Origin of the sequence: Paenibacillus silviterrae, assembly GCF_030167925.1 — a bacterium.
In the GTDB taxonomy this organism is placed as follows: Bacteria; Bacillota; Bacilli; order Paenibacillales; family NBRC-103111; genus Paenibacillus_G; species Paenibacillus_G silviterrae.
The window spans coordinates 4,649,701-4,668,331 of sequence record NZ_JASKUT010000001.1 but is presented as its reverse complement, the minus strand read 5'-3'; the positions used below and the strand labels follow the sequence as shown (position 1 = coordinate 4,668,331).

Below are 18,631 nucleotides of genomic sequence, written 5' to 3'. Positions count from 1 at the left end.
CAATTAGGGAATTTCCGAGGATTAACGGACTTTGAGGGAGCTATATCCGAAAAAGCTAACCCGTCTAAGCGAAAACAACCGATTTCATCCAAAATAACACCCTAACAATCCGCTATTCACCTCAAACGAGCAAAATTCTACTCATTAACACCCTAAAAGTCCGTTATTTGTCAGTTAACTTAATCCCCGCATAGCCGAAAAGGCAAAAAGCCGTACCCCCTTCATCATGAAGGAGGTACGGCTTACCGATTACACATATGGATTGTTCTCGCGCTCAAAGCCGATCGATGTCCTGGGCCCATGGCCAGGGTAGACGATCGTCTCGTCCGGCAGCTTGAACAGCTTGCCGTGGATCGAATCCAGCAGCTCGTTATTGCTGCCTCCCGGCAAGTCCGTGCGGCCGACCGACATTTTGAAGAGCACATCGCCGCCAAACAGATGCTTGCCGTAATGGATGCTCACACTGCCTGGGGAATGGCCCGGCGTGTGGTACATCCGGAACGTCAAGCCGCCGAGCAGCTTCAGCTGCATGCCCTCATCCAAGGCAAATTCAGCGGGATCCGTCGTAATGGGCGGCGTGACGTCCGACCAGCGGGCGGAGCCGTTACGGTTGGCGTTGGTTAGCCAATCGGCCTCGGCATCGTGCAGATACACCGGGCAGCCCTTCAGCTTGCGCAGCCGGTCAACACCGCCGATATGGTCGAAGTGAGCGTGCGTCAGCAGGATCGCTTCGATCGGCATGTCGGCGATGCGCTTCAGGAGCGGCTCAGGGTTCATGCCCGGGTCGATGACGACCCCTTGCTCCACTCCGGGCACCGTCAGCAGATAGGCGTTCGTCTGCAAAGGGCCGAGGGAGAACGTTTCTATTTTCAGCTCATGATTGTCCATGTCCGTCATATCCGCCTTAGAACGAGGACAGCAGCTCGCGCAGCTCTTGAACGATAACCGTCTGGTAGCCGTTGCCCTCGCCGTATTGGCGGCCCATTTCCTCACGAGCGACCTTGATCTTCTCATCATAGTCCGGTGCGTTGCGATCCGGGTTCTCCTGCTTGAACTTGGTCATAACCGCCTGCACATGCTTCGGACGAGGACCCCACTGACCCAGCACATGACCGCTGAAATCCGCGAAAATGACGATCGGAATCGCACGGCCGCCCATGGTCAGGAATTGATCCATCGTATCGGTATGTTCTTCCATGATCAGTACTTCCGTAGGAATACCGGAAATTTCAAGCGCGCGGAACACCACCGGTACGTTGCGAACGACATCGCCGCACCATTCGGCCGCCAAAATCAAGCAGCGCAGATCGTCACGGTTGTTCAGCGACTCGAAGAATTCCTTATCGTCCTCGTTTTCCCACTGAAAGCCGTTGTACAGCTCCTGGAAGCGCTCTTGATTTTTCGCCATGCCCTCCATAAATTGCTTGGGGGAAATCCCTTTCTTGAGCTTATCGGCTACACTTTTGGCCATGATCGGTTCATCCTCTCTTAGGGTACGTCTCTTTTCTATGGCTTATTGTACCAAAAAAATAACCCCCGTCCAACCGGACCGGAGGCATATATCCCGTGCGCGCTATCCGCGAGCTTTATTTCGCTTCAGGAATTGATACAAGATGTAAGCGGCGGTAAGCACAATGGAGGCAAAAATAAACGGCTTGACGTAAGGCGCCGCCAATTCATCGATCTGCTCCCAGTTATCGCCGAGCGCCTGTCCCAAGTAGACGAACAGGATCGACCACGGAATGACCGCCAAAGTCGTGAGCACTGTGAATCGGGTCAGCGACATACGGGCCATGCCTGCCGGAACCGAGATCGCGTGACGGACGACGGGAATGAATCTCGCAGTAAAAATAACGCCCGTGCCGTAGCGGTTAAACCACTGCTCCGCTACATCGATGTGGTGCTTGTTGATGAGGATGTACTTTCCGTATCTTTCCAGAAACGGCCTGCCTCCGTAACGCCCGATCCAGTAGACGAAGATTTGGGCAATGACCCCGCCGACCGTGCCGAAGATGACCGCTCCGACGAAGGAGATTTTGCCTTGGGCTACGAGATAGCCTCCGAAGGCCAATACGATTTCACTCGGGATGACCTCAATCATTAGTCCGAACATAATGCCCCACACGCCGAGCCCCTCAACAAAATGAAGCGCCGACATAACCAGCTCATGCAACATCTCTCTCATGATTCCAGCCTCTTCCTCTCTCCCCTGTCAAAATGGAGGGCTTGCCCCTCCCTCTCTAATTATCCTATTCTATCATACTGCTTCTGATGCCGCATCCTTTGCGGGCGGGGCCACAGCTTCGCCGTCAGGCGACACGGTCGATCGAAAGTGCTGCAGGATGCTCTGACGCAGCAGCTCCGCCGGGCGGCCGAGCTCGCGGTGCTTCAAGCGAATGAGGCCGAAGGCGATGTCGCGGCGGCCGAGCGCCGCGCATTCCGCGAGCGTGCCGGCGCCCAGCTCGGCCGCGACATGAACCCGCGGCACGAGGGCTACGCCGAGGCCGCTCTTTACCGCCTGCTTGATCATCTCCATCGAGTCGTACTCGATGGTGCCCTTGCAGGCGGCGTGGCTCTCGCGCAGCAGCTCCTCGGCTGCGCCGGTGTACTGGCATCGGCTGCCATAGCCGATGAGGCGCATTCGCGCGAGGGCGGCCCAGCCCTCGCTTGCAATGGCGGCGGCCTCCGGCGGGGCCGCCACCCACACCAGCGAGCCGCCGACCAGCGGCTCGAAGGCGAGCTCCGGCCGCTGCGGGTCGGCCGGGACGATGCCGAGGTCGGCGCGCTGCGCGAGGACGGCTTCCACCGTATCCCGGTGGAAGCCGCCTCCGAGCTCGAGCTCGACCAAGGGGTAGCGCCGCAGGTAGCGCTGGAGCACGCCGCCAAGGTAGGCGACGCAGAACGACTCCAGCGCCCGCAGGCGCACCTGGCCCTGCGGCTCGCCGTCCTCGCGCAGGGACGCCTCCAGCTCCTCGCCGAGCGCGAGGAGCCTTGACGCGTAGGCGGCCAGTTTGCGGCCCGCCTCGGTCAGCTCGACGCCGCGCGGCAGGCGGTCGAGCAGCCGCCGCCCGCTGGCCTCCTCCAGCAGGCGAATATGCGTCGTCACCGTCGACTGCACATAGCCGAGCTGCTGAGCCGCGCGGCTCAGGCTCCCGGTTTCCGACACGACGACAAACGTGCGAAGCAGCTTGCCATCCAATCGCTCCAGCATAAGAGCATCACTCATTTCATTTTTCGATATATATCATCAAATGTATTCATTATTCAAATAGGTATATTCATGATAGCATATCGCTTAGCAAGAAAACAGTCTAAAGAAACAGGTGATCCGTTCATGAACACAGAAACCCAAAAAATGAGCCCGCTTCCGAGACCATGGCTAACCGCCCTACCCGGCCTTGGGGGATTCCTTGCCATCTACCTCGTCTCTTGGCTCGGCGAGCTGTCCGAGCTTTCCTTGCTCATGGCTCCCTTCGGCGCTTCGTGCGTGCTGGCGTTCGCTCTGCCGGAAAGCCCGCTTGCCCAGCCCCGCAACCTTGTCGGGGGCCACGTACTGAGCACGGCGGTGGGCCTGACGCTGCTGTCGGCGTTCGGGTCCCACAGCTGGGCCGCAGCTCTCGGCGTCGGGCTCGCGATCGCTCTCATGCAGCTTACCAAGACAGTGCACCCGCCCGCAGGGGCCGATCCACTCGTCGTTCTGCTCGGCGGGGGCGCAGCCCATACGATCGGCTGGAGCTTTCTGCTGACTCCCGTGCTGCTGGGCTCCATCGTCATTGTCCTTGTTGCCTGGGGCTTCCATCGCCTGAATAGGCGATATGCCTACCCGAAGCAGTGGTGGTAATCGTCCCATTATTTATTAATTTACTTCCTCTCCTCTATCGTGTGACAATTGGGCTGATGCGTCGATGCAACATTATACAAACGACAAACGTTCTTGATGTAACAGAAGTAGGAGAGGAGCCTTTCTTTGAAAAAAGCGATAAACACACTTGCCGTTTTGACGCTCTCAGCCGGACTTCTGGGACTGACGGGCACTCCCGTGAAGGCTGGTCCGTTGTCATTTTCCGATGTGCCGCCTCAGTTTTGGGGCTATGCCCCTATTCAGTGGGCGGTGGACCGCAAGGTGGTCGACGGCTATCCGGACGGCACGTTCCACCCGAACCAGGCGGTTACGCAAAACGACTTTTTGGCGATGCTGATCCGCGCCTACCAGCCGGATGACTTTCGGCCAAACCCACAGGAAAAGGATTGGGCTCTCCCCTATTTGCAATACGGCACTCAATTGGGCTGGAGCTTGGCTTGGACACCTTCTCAAGGCAACCCTCCCATTACCAGAGGGACCGTAGCGAGAATCATCGCGAATGCCGCCGGAAACAACTATACTTTGGATGATTCCGTACAGTACTTGCTGGATACGGGGCTGTCCGACGGAAAAACGGCCAAAACACCGGAAGGCTACCAAAAAAACGATACTCTGACCCGTACGGAAGCCTTGACGTTCGTCCAACGCATGAAGGAAAAGGTGCTCGAGCTGCAATCCAAGCCCCACGAGGAACAAAAATATGCACCTGCCCCAGCCGAGGCTCCCGCCATTCATGCAATCCCCATCGATGAGTATATTAACTTAACGCAAAATACGGAGGTCTATTCGCTACCCTCCAAGGAGGCCCCGTCTCTGGCAGTGATTGCGCCGCAAAGCGTGCACGCCTTTGAAAAGGCGGACAACTGGTATCATATCCACAGTACATGGCTCGGCGATTCGTGGATCTATGCAGAAAGCCAAGCTGCCCGATCGGATACAGACGGATATCAGGCGCCCGCCTTCGTACCGTTGACCGAAATCAAGGGACAATGGGCGTTTGAGCACCAATATGAACAGGTGAGCTTTAATATCGTATATAGTATCGGGGATCATATTTCTCCGAATCTCACTTATCCGCGTGTTGACGGAGCCCCGGCGGGCGAGCCTGTGCCGTTCTCGCTTTCCCTGATCAACCGGGATCCGAATACCATCGCCACGGTCACCGGTCATGATTTTGAAATTCAAATTTTCCGGCATCAGGAGCTGGTATGGAGAGGCAAGGTGCCTGAAGCCACCCGCATTCCGCTAAATACGCTGGCTGCCATGGGGATCGACTTTTCGTGGGATCAGAAGGATGCGAACGGCAAACCGGTTCCTCCTGGAACGTATTCGGTCTACCTCCAGACGCCTGCTTCCATTCAATACCAGGTGGAAGGCAAGGAAGGCGCTTTGACCCAGCCGATAGACCACGTAGCGGATAAAACGCTCGGAGGTACGTTTACCATCCGGTAATGTTTGCGAAGCACCGACCTTCTTTAGGGTTGGTGCTTTCTTTTCTTATCATGAACGAACAAGCCCCGGCATACATTGGTACAAACCTTCACCGGAAAGGAAGGGTGCCCAATGGCCTCATTTTTCGTAATCCGCCCCAAGCATCTCCGATACATGAAGCTCGGCGTCGCCGCTCTGCTCATCTCCGGCGCTGCGTGGCTCTGGTATGAGCAGGAAGAGGACAGCTTGCCCGCGATGGGAGCGGCAGCCGCATCCGGGCAAGAGCGCACGATCCATCTCGTAACCGGCGAATTCAAAGCCACCGGGCCGGATGGGAAAACAATTGAAGCGTATCGCTGGGATCCCGGCACCATCTACGCTAAGAAAGGCGAAACCATTCGCTTGAGCATCTTCGGGGTCAACGGTGCCAGCCATCCGTTCATCATCGACGGCCTGAACGTGAAAGGCGAGGTGAAAAAGGGGCAGGAAACGGTCGTGACCTTCAAGGCTGACAAGCCGGGGGTGTACCGGATCATCTGTATGACCCATCCGGATATCGCCCACAACGGGCCGATGATCGGTTACTTGATCATAGACGAATAACTTGAAAAAGCCGCCTTTCCCAGCGCTTGAAGCAAGGGAAAGACGGCTTTGTTTTTTGCTTAGGAGATCGCCTTTTGCAGCATACATTCCTTACAGCGGCCGCTGATCTCCATGTACAGCTGCACCGGCACGAACCCGGCACCGAGCGATGCCGCCACCGCTCCGGCTACCGGACCGGCGTAACAATCCTCCACGCTGCCGCAGTCCATGCAGACCAGATGATGGTGGACCGTCACATCCGTGTCGTACCGCGCTACCGAGCTGCCGTGAAGGTAAAATTCCTGCACCAGGCCGAGCCGCTTCAGAACCTTTAGATTTTTGTACACGGTCGGCATGCTAACCTCCCTGGGAAAGTCTTGATAGATCGCCCTATGCAGCTGCTCCGCTGAAGGATGGGACAGCTTCTCATACAGATATTCCAGCAGCAGCTGCCGCTGCGTTGTCCTCCGCACACCGGCACGGTCGAGCGCCGCCTCCGCCTCGCTCCTTCGAATCCTCATATTCGAAACCGCCCCTTTCCGCTTACTTCGCAGGAATGAACCTGCTGATATCCACGCCTAAGCCCTTCGCTACACGCAAGCCGTAATCGCTATCCGCCCGGAAGAAATTACATATCGCTCTCAACTGAATGTCAGGATGTACCTGCTTCAGATCTCCGACCAGATTAGCAATCAGATGGGCACGCTCACTATCCGTATAGCTGCGGTACTGCTCCCCCGCTTGGGTGAAATCGTCGGTCTTCTCGATCCGCTGACGTCCAGCATGACCATGCAGCCCCATGCTGCTGTCACGGTACTCCGGGCTTTCCTTCGGACTGTCCGCGTAGCTGTTCGGCTCATAATTGACCGGCGACGGATCCTGCTTCACATTCATCGCCCCGTCACGTTGGTGGTTGCGTACCGCCGCATAAGGGCAATTCACCGGAATTTGCAAATAATTCGCTCCCAGCCGGTAGCGCTGCGTATCCGGGTACGAGAACAAGCGGCCCTGCAGCAGCTTATCCTCCGACGGTTCGATGCCGGGCACAAGTGCACTTGGCGAGAATGCCGACTGCTCCACCTCGGCGAAGAAGTTCTGAGGGTTCCGATTCAGCGTCATCGTGCCGACCTTGTGCAGCGGATACAGCTCCTCCGGCCACACCTTCGTCGGATCGAGCGGGTCGAACGCATATGCATCCAGATCCTCAAGCGGCAGCAGCTGCACATGCAGCTCCCATTCCGGAAACGCCCCTCGCTCAATATGATCGTACAAATCGCGGGTCGCATGGCTGAAATCCCGACCCTGCACTTGGCCGGCATCCGCGGCGCTTAGGTTCACCACGCCTTGCTTCGATTTCCAGTGGTACTTCACATAGGTGATCTTGCCCTGTGCGCTCACCCACTTGAAGGCATGGACGCCGAAGCCGTCCATCTGGCGGTAGTTCGCCGGGGTTCCGTGATCGGAAAATACCCAAGTCAGCATGTGCGTCGATTCCGGAGACAGCGACATGAAGTCCCAGTAGCGGTTCGGCGTTTGTACGTTCGTGTCCGGAGCCGGCTTGAGGGAATGGACCATGTCCGGGAACTTCATCGCATCCCGAATGAAGAATACCGGCAGGTGGTTGCCGACCAGATCGTAGTTCCCCTCCTGCGTATAGAACTTTACTGCAAAGCCTCTCGGGTCACGCGCCGTTTCGGGGGAGCCCGCACCATGAATCACCGTCGAGAACCTCACGAATACCGGTGTTTCCGTACCGGCCTCTTGCAGGAAATGAGCTCTCGTATGCGCAGCCATACTATGCTCCAGCCTGAACACGCCATGTGCCCCGGCGCCGCGTGCATGCACCACCCGCTCCGGAATACGCTCCCGGTCGAAGTGGGCCAGCTTCTCAAGCAAATGATAATCCTCCAGCAAGGCCGGGCCTCGTTGGCCTGCGGTTCTGGAATTTTGGTTATCGCCTACCGGCGTTCCTTGGTTGGTGGTTAATCCGTTCTGATATGGGTTCATGGTTCAGCTCTCCCTTTTAACTATTATATTTAGACTTAATCTAAATCTGTGTTCAAATCATACCATGCCGCTATCATTAGATCATGAAGATCACATGAGAATTGCATGAAGATCCCATGAAGACCCTTCCGCCCTGCATGTATGAAAACTTGGCTGGCCGCAGTTTCCCTTTAAACCGTTCCCGCATACGTTATGGGTAGAAAGGAGCGTGTCATTCGCCGATGAAACCGAATACGCCAATGAAGCACAACCATCAGGAGCTGCCCTCCGCGCGTAAGATCCGCCGTTCCTGTGAGCGCGAGCTGTATCGCGCCCGCAAGAAGCTGGGCCAGTGGATCCCTCAAAATCTGGTGGAGCAGGCTGAGGAAATTTACTATAAGAAGGTTGTTTTGAGTCTTCTATATATTCACGAGAACGGTAGCAACCGCCGGTTGCTGTGCGACTGGTGGGATGAGCATGTATGCCCGGAGATTGCGGAGCTTTGGGGAGTGCCGGCGGAGAAGCTGGCCAAGGCCTTTCGCGATTCCTTCGGGGGATAATAGCGCAACGCCAAAAAGCCAGCGGCTTCGAATCCTCGAAATCGCTGGCTTATCGTTTGATTAGGGATTGGTATTAGTCCAATTTCACATTGCTGCCTGTCGCTTGGGATTCAAACGCAGCCAAAATGACCTGCAGCGACTTCAAGCCTTCTTCGCCGGATACGAGCGGTGTTGTTCCGGCAAGAATATGGCCGACGAACGCGTCTACGACACCGCTGTGCGTTTGCTTCTCGTTCGTTGCCATGGCACCGACCTGATAGCGCTCCACGTTCCCGTTACGCAGCTCGACAATCACATTGTCCTTTGGATCGGAATCGATCTTGATGACTCCGTTCTCGCACCAAATGATCGTGCTGTTATCGCCGCCTTTGTAGTAGGTCCAGCTGGCCGTCAGCGTACCGATCGCTCCGCTTCTCATACGAAGGATACAGGTTGCGTTATCGTCCACGTCTGTACCCTCCTTGTGGATCGTACCGACAAAAGCGCCTACTTCCGACACCTCATCACTCAACAGATGACGAATCAGATCCGCCTTGTGCACGCCCAGATCGCCCATGGCGCCCATCGCCGCTTCCGGCTTACGGAAGAACCAGCTGCCGCGGCCGTCGACACTCCAGCCCTCCGGCCCAGGATGGCCGAAGGCGGTACGGAATGTCAGCACCTTACCGAGCCGGCCGGAATCCAAGATCTCCTTCGCCTTCACATGAGGAGGCATATAACGCTGGTTGTGGCCTACCATAAGCAGCACGCCATTCTCCCGTGCCGCCTCGATCATAGCTTGGCCTTCCTCCGCTGTGGCAGCCATAGGCTTCTCTACGAGTACATGGGCGCCAACCTTCGCAGCGGCAATCGCTACCGGGGCATGCAGCGCGTTCGGTGTACATACGCTTACTGCATCCACTTGCACTTCCTTCAGCAGCTGCTTGTAGTCAGCGTAAGCTTTGGCGCCATGCTTCTCGGCATATTTCTCAGCCCGTTCGATCACCGGATCTGCGAAGGCAACCAATTCTACATGCTCGTTCTGTTCATACTCCACAATATGACGGCGCTGAGCAATCGCTCCGCAGCCGATAACGGCAACGCGTAATTTTTTGGACATGTTCGACTGACACTCCTTTTAGAAATAAATAAAAATTAAACCTGCACCAGGTAGTTGTTCTTAAGCCAATTCATGCTGGTCGCTACGCTCTCAAGCGGCGGATTCTGACAGCGGTCCTGCTCCACAATGATCCACTCCGCTCCGGCTTTGTCGGAGGCGGCAATAATGTCGACCAGCGGCAGCTCGCCGTGCCCCAGCTCTACGGTAACCATCTCGCCCTGTTCACCCTTTCGGTAATCCTTCAGGTGAACCAGCGGCAGACGTCCTGCATACTTGGCGATGTAAGCCAGCGTATCCTGACCTGCGAACTGTACCCAGCCCGTATCCATCTCCACCTGCACCGACTCCGGCGAAGTGGCTGAATAGAGCGCGTCAAATACAAACTCGCCGTCTACCTTCTGCTCGAATTCAAAGGCATGATTGTGGTATCCGAAAATCAAGCCCTCCTTCTGGCAAGCCGCTCCCGCTTCCTTGAACAGCTCGAACAGCGCCTTCCAGGCCTCCGTGGTTTGGTACTCCGCAATCGGCAGCCATGGACAGATGAAGTACTTTGCACCGATGGTTTTTAGGTAAGCGATTTCACCCTGCAGATTATCCCGGATCGCCGCTATGCCGATATGGCTTCCGATCGCCTTCAGGTTCAGCTCCTGCAGCAAATCGCGGACCTCTTCAGCCGTCATGCCGCCGTAGCCTGCGAATTCCACTCCCTCGTAGCCGAGCTCCGCTACCTTGCGAAGGGTTCCTGCAAAGTCCTTGGCTGTTTCTTCACGTAAAGTATACATTTGCAGCCCGATACCCATTTTTCTCATGCCGCTCACGCTCCATTGATTTGATTGTCTCTACCCAGCCGCAAGTGACCTCGCGGGATTAATTCCATTATAAAAAGACATGCCGTATAATGGGTATCAACGATGTGCCTAAGACATGAACTATTTGGCTATTATTATCGTGAAACGGAGGGACCGCTCATGCTGGCCGAAGTATTGACGTGCGGGTATTCTTATCACGCGCAGCCCTTTTTCATCGATCAGCGCGACGGCTTAGTCAATTATCTGTTCCGATTGCAGACTGAGGGCTCCTGCCAAGCCTATGTCGACGGGAAGATGACCACGCTGAAGCCGGGAGATCTTCTTCTGTACAAACCCGGGGATGCCTACGCGTTGTCCATAAAAGAGCATGTTAATGAACTAGGCCAGAATGTCATTGCCAGCGCCGATTATTATGTGGTTGCAGCCGGTTTGTGGCTCGATGAATGGTGGGGAAGAAACCGCAAGCAGCAGTGCGTGCGGATCAATCCGGATGAGAAGCTGATCTCCCTCTGGAGACATATCATTCTGGAGAAGCGAAGATTTAAAGAGGACAATAGGGAGCTGCTGCAGCTGTTATTTCAAGCCTTGTGCCTAAGCATCGATCAGGCCATTAAGGATACCGCCTTGCCGCAGGGACGTTCCTTCACCGCACTTCGAATGAAGGCATTTATTGAAGAAAACGCCGTTTCCCCATTCAAGGTGCAGGATGTGGCGCGGCACGCGGGACTCAGCGTGTCGCGCGCCGTTCACCTGTTCAAGGAATGCTACGGTAAGACCATGATTGAATATACGATGGAGCTGCGGCTTCTGACCGCTATAGAGCGGATGAAGTACAGCTTCATGACCCTCGAGCAGATCGCCGAAACCTCCGGCTTCGGAAGCTACACATATTTTCATCGCGTATTTCGAGAGCGCTACGGGATGTCGCCCTCCGATTACCGGAGGCAGGCGGCGATGAGCGGCAGCGGCCTTATGCCGGGTACGCCTTCTCCGTAAAACCTGAGCCGCTGCCGGATGGGAAAAGGCGGCTTCTTACCGATGGCTATGTTGAACGGTTCTTTGAAGAAAGGAATTCATCAGCAGCGGCAGTGATATCAAGATGGGGGGATCTTCCGGATGCGGAGGGTGCAGCATTGCCTCCAAATGCGGCGGATAGGGCTGCGAGCCGATGACGATAGGCTTCTTCGAGCGCGTCCGCAAGGTAGCTTGAGGAAGAAGCACGTCCTTGGCCTGCATTTCCCAGGCTATAGAAGTCGCCATTAAATAGTACGTGCCCGGCTTCACACCGGTGATGCTGAAGTCTCCCAGGGACGAGATCAGCGTCCCGTACAAAGGCATCCCTTCCGGGATCGGTCTGGCAAATAATCCGATCAGTATTACCCCTTCGAAGGGCACCTCCGCCTGAATCGTTCCCCGAACGGTAGCATACTGCGGAACTGCCGTACTTACGGTTCGCCAATCCGCCAGTCTCTTCAAGGCTTGCAGGTGGTGATCCGCGTGCAGCGGCTGAGTCCGAAATTCCGCCGGCGTCACTCCTACCCGCTCGGTAAACCTTGTCGTAAAGGTGCCGAGACTTTGCTGTCCAATCTCAAGCCCGATGTCGCGAATGCTGTAATTGGTATTCAGCAGCAGCTCCTTAGCACGCTGAAGCCGGAGCGAGGATACATAGTAGAGGGGCGGGAGCCCCATTCTTTCCTTAAAGATCCGGGCAAAATGGTACGGGCTGTACGCCACATGAGCGGCCAACCGATTCAACGGAAGCGGCTCATCCAAATGCTTCCCTATGTAGGTGATGATCTCATCTATTTCTGCATACCGGGCTGTACCCATTCCTGTACCTTCCCTTCCTAGCGCCAAGAAAATAGAACAGATGTTCCCGCATATCATACCACATATTCCCTATTGCCCGAAACCGAAAATTTATTAAGAATTCGTCAAGCCATAGCAGCGATATCGCGAGACTCGTAAATTCTTGTTCCCTCTATGTTATCGTTTGCAGCCGCAGCCATAGCAGCCGCGACCTGCTCCGCCCGAATCGGCTTGTACCTTTCCAATGGTCCTGAGAACAGAAACGGAAGCTTGTCCGCTGCTTTCATCGCCGCCTGCTCCCCCGCCCGCTTCTCCTGCCGGTCCCCGAGCAGCAGCGACGGACGGAAGATGCATAGCTTAGGCAGACCCAGCTTGCCCAACTCCTCCTCCACCTTCCCTTTTACCCGGTTGTAGTAAAACAGCGAACCCCTCTTCGCTCCCATCGCCGTCACGATCAGCATCTGCTCGGCTCCATAGCGTTTGGCCATTCGCCCGAGCGTCATGGGGTACTCGTAGTCCACAAGCTCGAAAAGCTCCTTCGAGCCTGCTTGCTTCATCGTCGTCCCAAGGGTACAGTACAAGGCAGCGCCTTCCACTAGCTCCCCTGCCAAGCCCTCCAGCCGATCGTAATCCACCACCAATTGTTCCAGCTTCGGATGGTCGAGGTTCATCCTTCTTCTGACGAGCACCGTAACCTTGGCATATTCCTTCTGATTCAATAGAATGCGAACCAGCTCTCGTCCTACTAAACCGGTAGCTCCTGCAACCAGCGCTTTTTTCATAAACCTCGCGTCCCTTCTTGATGGGTTTGGGAAAACTAGCCTGCTCGGAATTCCGTTCCTATCCATAGCTCGATCAAACTATATTCTGAATTTCATAACTAGAAAGCCCTTGTGGAATAAGGTTATTCGGCATACAAAAGCAGGAGTACCTCCCCACATTCTCAAAGTTAAGGTTACCAAACCATTACACGAGAAAGGGGTACTCCCATGTATGGTATTCAACAAGAAGTTTGCCGAATTGTTTAAGCTACGAAAGGCCTATTGACGTGTCTTTTCTATCTGAAATTATACTTTGGCATGGGCAAAAAACGGGCTTTTGTCGATCTTGAACTAAATGTACAAAGCGAAATTGGTTACTTGTGGCAGATAGATGGCGTTACCAGGGCGTCTGGTGCTTAACACGGCCCGGTAATGCTCCCTGTAACGTTATGAAATCATATGAAATCACCTTACTGTACCCAATATGTGTTTCATCTGCCACTGTAAGATGAATCGCGTTACAATGCGTCTGGTACTTAACACGGCCCGGTAACGCTCCTTGTAACGTTATGAAATCACCTTACTGTAGCCAATATGTGTTCATTTGCCACCGTAAGATGAAAAAATCACGTTACAGGGCATCAGGAGCTTATATCGGTGCCGGTAATGCTCCTTTAACGTTATGAAATCATCTTAATGGGCAGATTTTGTGCGATTGAATTCAAGTCATTATAAAATTGACTTCAATAGCATCATCACATCCCTTGCCCAACACCTGACGGTCTTCTCACAGCTACAAAAAACCTTGAAGCCGCCGGCGCAAGGCCGAAACTTCAAGGTTGTATCGGATTACATCAAACGGCCCGCTGGCCCGTTCGGATCCAAGATGTCCTTCACCTGCCCGAACGGAATCTCGAAGGTGGGGAAGCCGTACACATACGGCGTGTATTCGTACAGCTGGAAATAAATGCCGATGGCCCGATCGGTTAAGAAATAAGGCTGATCGGGACGGATGGATTTGAACTCCGTCAGCATCGGAATGTCCCTTTCCTTAAACTCCCGCCGGATGATCTCATTTATGCGCTTCACCCAGTCGCTGCCGGGCAGGAACATATCGCCCAGCTTGTATTCCCTGCCGTCGTCCAGACCGAAGGTCTGAGAGCTCTTGTAGGTCAACCCGTGAGCCGCACCCTTGCTGTAGCCGTAATTCTCATAAACGAAGCTGGCCAGTCCGTTCTTGTGCAGCTTCGTCTCGTAGGTTCCCGTAATCGTCATCTCGGGATTGTTCACATACCCCTGTACCCGAATCAGATCATACACCGCATCCAGAATGGAATGATTGATCATCTGCTCTGCAAACCGGCTTCTCAGCCCTAGCACCTGGGGATATTTGACTTCCAGCCTGGGCTTCACCAGCTTCCGCGTGACGATCCGTTCCATTCGTACCCTCGTATCCGGCACCATAACCATTCCCACTCCCTAGGCTCTTACCTAATCGCTAAAGCATTGTATGCAGGAGGGGAATGGGGTGTTCCTGTCATTGCAGCAAAAAGCTCCTATTTGGCAGCAGGTTGAAACAGCTCCAGACGTTCTCCGTCCGGTCCGAAGAAAAAGGCGAGCTTGGCGCCGTCCAGAATGGTTTGAGGCGTTTCGTGAATCATCTGCACCCCGTGGCTCTTCAATCGTGCAATCTCGTCTTCAATGTCGCTTACCGTGAAGGCGATATGATGCACCTTGCCGCTGTCCGACAGCCCGTCCGAGCCACGGCCGATCAGCTCGATCTCCACATTATCCGATCCCGGAAACGACAGGAAGCCGAGCTCCGCTCCGTCCTCCAGCGCTGCCCGCTTCACCAGCCGAAGTCCCAGCACCTCCGTATAAAAACGGATCGATGCGTCCATATCATTCACACGCACACCCACATGCTCCAGCTTATGAATCATGCTTTAGCCACACCCTTTTTCGTCAGCTTAGTATTTTCCACTTATTCCCGAAGAATAGCACGGAAGCACCCGGATTGCAATGAAAACGCATACTCCCTAGTCTTTACAAGACATACCATTGTCCGATTCGACATTATTTGCTATACTGATCTACTGGTTTTCATGTCCGGGCCTTAACAATATAGAAGCTTACTTTACTGCCGAGGAGACTTACACATTATGGAACTGCCCTCATTCGATATGCTCCTGTTTCTGATCGCCGCAGGCTTCGTTGCCGCATTCATCGACTCCGTCGTGGGCGGTGGCGGCCTCATTTCGCTTCCTGCCCTGCTGCTCACGGGCCTGCCTCCGGGGATGGTGCTAGGTACCAACAAGCTGGGCGGCACCTTGTCGTCGCTGACCAGCACGGCGTCCTTCCTTTTCTCAGGTAAAATCAAAGGCAAGCTGGTGCTTGCGCTCTTCCCTTTGTCCTTTGCCGGATCGGCACTCGGAACGTACTCCGTTCACTTGGTCCCATCGACCTTTCTTAGGCCGCTGGTCGTTACGATGCTGATTGTTGTGCTGATCTACACACTGCTTAAGAAAAGCTGGAGCGGCTCCGCCGTACAAGCTCCGCTAACAGCAGGGCGTACGATCGGAGCCGCGGTCTGTGCTCTCGTATTAGGCTTCTATGACGGATTCTTCGGACCTGGAACCGGCTCTTTCCTGCTGTTCCTGTTCCTGCTGCTCGGCTTTGATTTCGTCGGTGCCTCCGCCAATGCGAAGGTGCTGAATTTCGCCAGCAATATCGCCAGCCTGGTTTCCTTTTTCCTGTTGAAATCCGTTCATATCGGGTACGGGCTTCCCATGGGCGTCGCGATGATCTTCGGCGCGCTTGTCGGGTCCCAGTTCGCCATCCGCCAAGGCTCCCGCTATGTGAAGCCGCTCTTCCTCTTCGTCACTACGCTCTTGATCGGCAAGCAGCTCTGGGATTTGATGCATTAACGGGCGGATTGCAGGAACATTTGCTCGAACTCCTGCATAGGTACCGGCCGGCTGATAAAATAGCCCTGGTAGCCGTCACAGCCCATGGCGTTCAAACGCTCCAGCTGCTGCCTTGTCTCCACTCCCTCTGCAATCACCTTTCGCTTCATCCCATGCGACATGGCGATAATCGCCTGCACTACGGCGGCGTCCTCCTCGACATTCGTCATGTTGCGGACGAAGGATTGGTCGATTTTGATGGCGTACAGCGGGAACAGCTTCAGCAGGGACAAAGAGGAGTAGCCTGTCCCGAAATCATCGATGGAAAACCGGATGCCGTGCTCAATCAGCTCCTCCAGCACCGCCTTGGTGGCGCCGGCATCATGGATGGCCGTGCTTTCCGTAATCTCCAGACAGAGATAAGAAGGGTCAAGACCCGTATCCTCTAGGACCTTCTTCACCGTTGCGGCAAAATCCCGCTGCTGGAACTGCTTGCCCGATATATTGACGGATACGCTGAGCGGCTCAAAGCCGCGGTCCATCCACTGCTTCGTCTGGCGGCACGACTCCTCCAGAATCCACTGGCCGATGGGAACGATCAGACCGCTCTCCTCGGCAATCGGGATGAATTCCGCCGGGGATATCGGACCATGCTCCTTCGATTCCCAACGGATCAGAGCCTCCATACCGAACAGCCGTCCCGTAGCAATATCCTGCTGCGGCTGGAAGAATACTCGAAACTCCTGCCGCTCCAGCGCCCTTCGCATACTGCTCTCCAGCTGAAGCTTCCGGCTGACCTTCAAGGTCATCTCCTGATGAAATACCTCTGCGGTGTTTCGGCCCTTTTCCTTCGCATAGTACATCGCCATGTCCGCATTTTTGATCAACAGATCGGTGTTGTCGGCATCCTGCGGATAAAAGCTGATTCCCATGCTTGCGGATATGTAAAATTCCTGCTTTTCCAAAACAAAAGGCTTTCTTAGCTCGGTTAACAGCTTGTCCGTCAGCGGAAAGACATCCTCCGCCCGGCTCACATCCGGAAGCAGGAGGGCAAATTCATCGCTGCTCAATCTCGCCACGGTATCCGTGGGACGAATATGCTTCTGCAAGATATGGGCTGCATGAAGAAGCACTTGATCGCCTGCCTGATGCCCCAGGCTGTCATTAATCATTTTGAACCGATCCAGGTCAATGAGGACGACGGCAAGCCCTGTCTCGTACAAGTTCGCTTGAATCAGCGCAAAGGACAACCGCTCGTGGAACATCATCCGATTAGGCAGCCCGGTCAGTATGTCGTGATAGATAAGATTGTCCGCCTTCGCTTCCGCCTTTTTATGCTCCGTAATGTCCCGAATCACAGTGAAGCCGTGAATCATTCTCCCTTGGTCATCACGTACGACACGGGTGTATACCAAACTGTCCATAACCTCGCCGGACTTGGTAGTCCATTGGATCTCTACATTATCGAGGACATCCGTCTCTCTAAGCTTCGGAATGTGAACCTCCAGCAAGTAGGCCCTTGAGGCCGGCTCCATGAACTCATAAGAACGCTTGCCTACAACCTCCTCGCGGGTATAGCCCGTGCGGGAAAGCCAGAAGGGATTCACATCGTGAATGAGACCGCCTGCGTCAAGCATGTGGGCCATGACCGGCATATTGTGAAAAATGAGCCGATACTTCTCATCCGACTCCAGCAGTGCCAGCTCCCGCCGCTTCCGTTCCTCGATGTTCCATGCGATGCCGTGAAGGAAATGAACCGACCTTGTCCGGTCCCCCTGGGCTTGTCCCAGCAGCTCCATCCATTGCCACCCGTCTTCGGCATGATGGCGAATGCGCACCTCAAGCCGCATAGGACTCCCGTTGTCCATATGCTGTTCAATGGTGCTGTTCAGCAGCACCAGATCGTTGGGGTGAACATAACGGGAGACTACGTCCGAAGACTCGCCTCCCGCATCAAGCCCTTGTGAATGGTATTGCAGGGTGAACCGTTTTGACGGCAGCTCTAATTGCCAGGATGCATCGCTGCCGGGCAAAGCTCTCTGGTTACCGCCGGACAGAAACAGGTCCTTTGGCTGTGTTCGACCCTTTCGATGCCGCTGCACAAAGTAGAAAAGCACAATCCCGACAAGGAAAAGGGCTATGAAGACATAGGTTGAAAGTCCCGGATACATAATTCACCTTCTTGAACACCTGTAGTTGTACCTACATATTTCGACAATAATTTGCAAATTCCTCCTCTAGTCCCAATCTATTATGAAAGAAGCCCCAAGGCTGTCATTCGGTATTTGTTTTACCTGATTACTGCGCCACTCCTCTTGCGGATCCGTTACGGTATGAGGGTCCTCCACGGCCCTCGCATCCTCCCACTCACATTCCACACCGAGCCCCTGCGCATCCCCTGCGTACATGATACAGCTGCTGCAAAATCGTTCTTTCTGCGCATCATCGAGATCAACTACCCGGTTGCGCAAACAGCAGTACACGCGGCCCTGCTGATCGGCTAGGTTCACATGTCGTATGTTTCGCATGCTCATCGCCCCTTTCTTAGCGTGTCGAGGACAAATGTAATATTCATTATATATGCGTGTCTTCGTCGGTATGTGAGGAAATTGTCTCGGCTTGGACGAATGCGATCATACTCACGGGGTTCAGGTTCATGGGGCGAATTCGCGGGTAGTTTTATTGCAGTGGGATCAACCGGAGAAAGGCGGTGGGTGGGATGACATGGGTATAAAATGAAACGGCCGCCTCAGGGCGGAAGCCGGCCGGGGCCAGCTCCGGCGAGGCGGATTCCCGCCTTGCTCGGCTCACGGGCCGCGGCCCTGG

The 18,631-nt window shown here is 54.9% G+C and carries 21 protein-coding genes; 6 read left to right on the top strand and 15 right to left on the bottom strand.

All coding sequences use genetic code 11. From position 1 onward, the window contains the following. Positions 1–249 precede the first annotated feature (249 nt). The 4 genes from QMO62_RS21645 to QMO62_RS21630 all read right to left on the bottom strand — a co-directional run bounded on the left by QMO62_RS21645 (position 250) and on the right by QMO62_RS21630 (position 3,211). Positions 250–897, bottom strand: coding sequence for an MBL fold metallo-hydrolase (locus tag QMO62_RS21645; RefSeq protein WP_372516690.1), 648 nt, complete (start codon positions 895–897; stop codon positions 250–252). A gap of 7 nt (positions 898–904) precedes the next feature. After that, complete coding sequence (locus QMO62_RS21640) at positions 905–1,471, bottom strand: thioredoxin family protein (RefSeq protein ID WP_284644189.1); 567 nt, start codon at positions 1,469–1,471, stop codon at positions 905–907. Between the two features lie 102 nt (positions 1,472–1,573). After that, positions 1,574–2,176 (bottom strand): undecaprenyl phosphate transporter UptA, encoded by a 603-nt coding sequence (uptA, locus tag QMO62_RS21635; protein ID WP_284644996.1) that lies wholly within the window; start codon positions 2,174–2,176, stop codon positions 1,574–1,576. 81 nt (positions 2,177–2,257) lie between these two features. After that, the gene (locus tag QMO62_RS21630; protein ID WP_284644187.1) at positions 2,258–3,211 is read right to left on the bottom strand and encodes a LysR family transcriptional regulator; all 954 of its coding nucleotides are present in this window, start codon (positions 3,209–3,211) and stop codon (positions 2,258–2,260) included. 123 nt (positions 3,212–3,334) lie between these two features. Here QMO62_RS21630 and QMO62_RS21625 point away from each other — a divergent pair, with 123 nt between their 5' ends. The 3 genes from QMO62_RS21625 to QMO62_RS21615 all read left to right on the top strand — a co-directional run bounded on the left by QMO62_RS21625 (position 3,335) and on the right by QMO62_RS21615 (position 5,896). Further along, positions 3,335–3,841, top strand: coding sequence for an HPP family protein (locus tag QMO62_RS21625; RefSeq protein ID WP_284644185.1), 507 nt, complete (start codon positions 3,335–3,337; stop codon positions 3,839–3,841). A gap of 126 nt (positions 3,842–3,967) precedes the next feature. Then, positions 3,968–5,314, top strand: coding sequence for an S-layer homology domain-containing protein (locus QMO62_RS21620; RefSeq protein ID WP_284644183.1), 1,347 nt, complete (start codon positions 3,968–3,970; stop codon positions 5,312–5,314). A 111-nt stretch (positions 5,315–5,425) separates the two neighbouring features. After that, a complete protein-coding gene (locus QMO62_RS21615; RefSeq protein ID WP_284644181.1) occupies positions 5,426–5,896 on the top strand; it encodes a cupredoxin domain-containing protein in 471 nt (156 codons plus the stop codon). A 59-nt stretch (positions 5,897–5,955) separates the two neighbouring features. Here the strand turns inward: QMO62_RS21615 and QMO62_RS21610 are convergent, their stop codons facing one another. Both QMO62_RS21610 and QMO62_RS21605 read right to left on the bottom strand, forming a co-directional pair. After that, a complete protein-coding gene (locus QMO62_RS21610) occupies positions 5,956–6,396 on the bottom strand; it encodes a Fur family transcriptional regulator (RefSeq protein WP_284644179.1) in 441 nt (146 codons plus the stop codon). 22 nt (positions 6,397–6,418) lie between these two features. Further along, positions 6,419–7,882, bottom strand: coding sequence for a catalase (locus QMO62_RS21605; RefSeq protein ID WP_284644178.1), 1,464 nt, complete (start codon positions 7,880–7,882; stop codon positions 6,419–6,421). 221 nt (positions 7,883–8,103) lie between these two features. On the opposite strand from QMO62_RS21605, the gene QMO62_RS21600 reads away from it, so the two are divergent. Then, the gene (locus QMO62_RS21600; RefSeq protein WP_284644176.1) at positions 8,104–8,421 is read left to right on the top strand and encodes a dehydrogenase; all 318 of its coding nucleotides are present in this window, start codon (positions 8,104–8,106) and stop codon (positions 8,419–8,421) included. A 73-nt stretch (positions 8,422–8,494) separates the two neighbouring features. Here QMO62_RS21600 and QMO62_RS21595 read toward each other — a convergent pair whose 3' ends face one another. Then, on the bottom strand, positions 8,495–9,520 hold the full coding sequence (locus tag QMO62_RS21595) for a Gfo/Idh/MocA family protein (protein WP_284644174.1): 1,026 nt from the start codon (positions 9,518–9,520) through the stop codon (positions 8,495–8,497). 35 nt (positions 9,521–9,555) lie between these two features. After that, positions 9,556–10,329, bottom strand: a complete 774-nt coding sequence (locus tag QMO62_RS21590) for a sugar phosphate isomerase/epimerase family protein (RefSeq protein WP_284644172.1) — start codon at positions 10,327–10,329, stop codon at positions 9,556–9,558. A gap of 159 nt (positions 10,330–10,488) precedes the next feature. Between QMO62_RS21590 and QMO62_RS21585 the strand changes: the two genes are divergently transcribed. Beyond that, the gene (locus QMO62_RS21585; RefSeq protein WP_284644170.1) at positions 10,489–11,325 is read left to right on the top strand and encodes an AraC family transcriptional regulator; all 837 of its coding nucleotides are present in this window, start codon (positions 10,489–10,491) and stop codon (positions 11,323–11,325) included. A gap of 36 nt (positions 11,326–11,361) precedes the next feature. Here QMO62_RS21585 and QMO62_RS21580 read toward each other — a convergent pair whose 3' ends face one another. From QMO62_RS21580 to QMO62_RS21565, 4 genes are all read right to left on the bottom strand, one after another. After that, entirely contained in the window at positions 11,362–12,159 is a 798-nt protein-coding gene (locus tag QMO62_RS21580; protein WP_284644168.1) for a helix-turn-helix transcriptional regulator, read from the bottom strand. Between the two features lie 104 nt (positions 12,160–12,263). Next, on the bottom strand, positions 12,264–12,920 hold the full coding sequence (locus QMO62_RS21575; protein WP_284644166.1) for an NAD(P)H-binding protein: 657 nt from the start codon (positions 12,918–12,920) through the stop codon (positions 12,264–12,266). Positions 12,921–13,748: 828 nt separating this feature from the next. Then, positions 13,749–14,363, bottom strand: coding sequence for a DUF3298 and DUF4163 domain-containing protein (locus tag QMO62_RS21570; protein ID WP_284644164.1), 615 nt, complete (start codon positions 14,361–14,363; stop codon positions 13,749–13,751). Between the two features lie 92 nt (positions 14,364–14,455). Beyond that, entirely contained in the window at positions 14,456–14,842 is a 387-nt protein-coding gene (locus tag QMO62_RS21565; RefSeq protein WP_284644162.1) for a VOC family protein, read from the bottom strand. 219 nt (positions 14,843–15,061) lie between these two features. On the opposite strand from QMO62_RS21565, the gene QMO62_RS21560 reads away from it, so the two are divergent. Then, complete coding sequence (locus QMO62_RS21560; protein ID WP_284644160.1) at positions 15,062–15,826, top strand: sulfite exporter TauE/SafE family protein; 765 nt, start codon at positions 15,062–15,064, stop codon at positions 15,824–15,826. Here the strand turns inward: QMO62_RS21560 and QMO62_RS21555 are convergent. The 3 genes from QMO62_RS21555 to QMO62_RS21545 form a co-directional block, all read right to left on the bottom strand. Further along, a complete protein-coding gene (locus QMO62_RS21555; protein WP_284644158.1) occupies positions 15,823–17,976 on the bottom strand; it encodes a bifunctional diguanylate cyclase/phosphodiesterase in 2,154 nt (717 codons plus the stop codon). The two genes, QMO62_RS21560 and QMO62_RS21555, sit on opposite strands and share 4 nt — an antisense overlap. A gap of 66 nt (positions 17,977–18,042) precedes the next feature. Next, positions 18,043–18,333, bottom strand: a complete 291-nt coding sequence (locus tag QMO62_RS21550) for a hypothetical protein (RefSeq protein WP_284644157.1) — start codon at positions 18,331–18,333, stop codon at positions 18,043–18,045. 151 nt (positions 18,334–18,484) lie between these two features. Beyond that, complete coding sequence (locus QMO62_RS21545) at positions 18,485–18,616, bottom strand: hypothetical protein (RefSeq protein WP_284644155.1); 132 nt, start codon at positions 18,614–18,616, stop codon at positions 18,485–18,487. Positions 18,617–18,631: the final 15 nt, after the last annotated feature.

Coding starts and splice junctions, on each gene's coding strand:
- QMO62_RS21550 (WP_284644157.1), bottom strand. CDS start 18,333: ATGCGAAACATACGACATGTGAACCTAGCCGATCAGCAGGGCCGCGTG.
- QMO62_RS21585 (WP_284644170.1), top strand. CDS start 10,489: ATGCTGGCCGAAGTATTGACGTGCGGGTATTCTTATCACGCGCAGCCC.
- QMO62_RS21600 (WP_284644176.1), top strand. CDS start 8,104: ATGAAACCGAATACGCCAATGAAGCACAACCATCAGGAGCTGCCCTCC.
- QMO62_RS21590 (WP_284644172.1), bottom strand. CDS start 10,329: ATGAGAAAAATGGGTATCGGGCTGCAAATGTATACTTTACGTGAAGAA.
- QMO62_RS21605 (WP_284644178.1), bottom strand. CDS start 7,882: ATGAACCCATATCAGAACGGATTAACCACCAACCAAGGAACGCCGGTA.
- uptA (WP_284644996.1), bottom strand. CDS start 2,176: ATGTTGCATGAGCTGGTTATGTCGGCGCTTCATTTTGTTGAGGGGCTC.
- QMO62_RS21570 (WP_284644164.1), bottom strand. CDS start 14,363: ATGGTGCCGGATACGAGGGTACGAATGGAACGGATCGTCACGCGGAAG.
- QMO62_RS21645 (WP_372516690.1), bottom strand. CDS start 897: ATGACGGACATGGACAATCATGAGCTGAAAATAGAAACGTTCTCCCTC.
- QMO62_RS21595 (WP_284644174.1), bottom strand. CDS start 9,520: ATGTCCAAAAAATTACGCGTTGCCGTTATCGGCTGCGGAGCGATTGCT.
- QMO62_RS21610 (WP_284644179.1), bottom strand. CDS start 6,396: ATGAGGATTCGAAGGAGCGAGGCGGAGGCGGCGCTCGACCGTGCCGGT.
- QMO62_RS21560 (WP_284644160.1), top strand. CDS start 15,062: ATGGAACTGCCCTCATTCGATATGCTCCTGTTTCTGATCGCCGCAGGC.
- QMO62_RS21615 (WP_284644181.1), top strand. CDS start 5,426: ATGGCCTCATTTTTCGTAATCCGCCCCAAGCATCTCCGATACATGAAG.
- QMO62_RS21555 (WP_284644158.1), bottom strand. CDS start 17,976: ATGTATCCGGGACTTTCAACCTATGTCTTCATAGCCCTTTTCCTTGTC.
- QMO62_RS21625 (WP_284644185.1), top strand. CDS start 3,335: ATGAACACAGAAACCCAAAAAATGAGCCCGCTTCCGAGACCATGGCTA.
- QMO62_RS21575 (WP_284644166.1), bottom strand. CDS start 12,920: ATGAAAAAAGCGCTGGTTGCAGGAGCTACCGGTTTAGTAGGACGAGAG.
- QMO62_RS21640 (WP_284644189.1), bottom strand. CDS start 1,471: ATGGCCAAAAGTGTAGCCGATAAGCTCAAGAAAGGGATTTCCCCCAAG.
- QMO62_RS21630 (WP_284644187.1), bottom strand. CDS start 3,211: ATGCTGGAGCGATTGGATGGCAAGCTGCTTCGCACGTTTGTCGTCGTG.
- QMO62_RS21565 (WP_284644162.1), bottom strand. CDS start 14,842: ATGATTCATAAGCTGGAGCATGTGGGTGTGCGTGTGAATGATATGGAC.
- QMO62_RS21580 (WP_284644168.1), bottom strand. CDS start 12,159: ATGGGTACAGCCCGGTATGCAGAAATAGATGAGATCATCACCTACATA.